Source organism: Arthrobacter sp. efr-133-R2A-63 (assembly GCF_030209795.1).
Lineage (GTDB): Bacteria > Actinomycetota > Actinomycetes > Actinomycetales > Micrococcaceae > Arthrobacter > Arthrobacter bambusae_A.
Genome location: NZ_JARVRG010000046.1, coordinates 1 through 1557, shown reverse-complemented (window position 1 = coordinate 1557; position 1557 = coordinate 1). Strand labels below are relative to the sequence as shown.

Genomic DNA, 1557 nt, shown 5'->3' with positions numbered 1-1557 from the left:
GAGTTAGCGGATGAGCGCCGCTGGTGCGCCGTGGGCCGGGAAAGTATGCGTCTGGCTCACCAAGACTCTGGCTCTCTCCGGGCGGCTCGGTGATCATGGAGGTGTTCGTCTCGGTGAACGCCGACCCAACTTGGTGCCTTGAGTCCGTGAGTTAGCGTGGCGTGGAGGACTTCCACGGGAACCGTGGATTGTTGCTTTGAAGCACGGGTATTAGATTCCTGAATATTTTCCCTGTCCTCCCCGAGACGGACACAGTAGATGGCCGTCTGAGGGTGTTGGAGGGAAGTCGTTATGGACATTGTTCACGAGCGGGCCGCGGGGTTGGATATCTCCAAACGCGACGCGAAAGTCTGCGTGCGGGTCCCGGGCCCGCGGGCCGGGACCTACACATCAACGGTTACGACCTGGGCCGCGAACACGCATCAGATCCTGGAGCTGCGTGAGTTCCTGGAACGCGAACATGTGAGCACGGTGGTGATGGAAGCGACCAGTGATTACTGGAAGCCCTTCTACTACCTGATGGAGGAGACGCTGCCGGTGATGCTCGTCAACGCCAAGGCGGCCCGGAACATCCCCGGCCGCAAGACGGACGTCTCCGACGCGGCCTGGCTGGCGCAGTTGGCCGCTTTCGGGTTGTTGCGGGCCTCGTTCGTGCCGCCGGAACCGATCCGTGAGCTCAGGGACCTGACCCGGGCCCGTGCGATCGCCACCCGCGACCGGGCCCGGGAGATCCAGCGGCTGGAGAAGTTCCTGGAGAGTTCCGGGATCAAGCTCTCCTCGGTGGTCTCGGATCTGACAGGGGTCTCCTCCCGGAACATCCTCGAGGCCCTCATCAACGGAGAACGCAACCCAGAGGTGCTGGCCGGGATGGCCCGGGGCATGCTGCGCTCGAAGATCCCGGCCCTCGTCGACGCGCTCACCGGCCGGTTCAAACCCCACCACGCGTTCATGGCCCGCCTGCACCTGGACCAGATCGACACCCACACCCGGGTCATCGAGGCCCTCACGGCACGGATCGAGGAGGCGATGGAACCCTTTCGCGACGCCAGGGAAGCCCTGGCCGCCATCCCCGGAGTCTCCCGCAGGGTCGCCGAGGTGATCATCGCCGAAACCGGAGCGGACATGGCCGTGTTCGAAACCCCCGCCCGGCTCGCGTCTTGGGCCGGCGTCTGTCCCGGCGCGAACGAATCCGCCGGACGGATCAAATCCGCGCACATCCTGCCCGGGAACAAATACCTCAAGGGAGCCCTCGGCATCGCGGCTATGGCGGCCGCACGGTCCAAGAACACCTACCTCGCCGCGAGATACCACCGCATCACGGCCCGAAGCGGACGCAACAAAGCCCTCGTCGCCGTCGAGCATTCCATCCTCACCGCGGCCTGGCACATGCTCGCCAACGGCGAGTGCTACAACGAGCCCGGAGCTGACCACTTCACCCGCATCAACCCGACCCGCGCCAAGAACAACGCCATCAAGCAGCTCAACAGCCTCGGCTACGACGTCACGATCACTCCGGTCACCGCAGCCTGATCCACCCCTACTTTTGTATTAGTTGGG

General features: G+C 64.4%; 1 protein-coding gene. It reads left to right on the top strand.

Annotation, left to right across the window (positions count from 1 at the left end; translation table 11 throughout):
* The first annotated feature begins 291 nt into the window (after positions 1-291).
* Positions 292-1530 carry an IS110 family RNA-guided transposase gene (locus QRN45_RS20180; RefSeq protein ID WP_241710937.1) on the top strand — a complete coding sequence of 413 codons (1239 nt, stop codon included), beginning with the start codon at positions 292-294 and terminating at the stop codon, positions 1528-1530.
* Positions 1531-1557 lie beyond the last annotated feature (27 nt).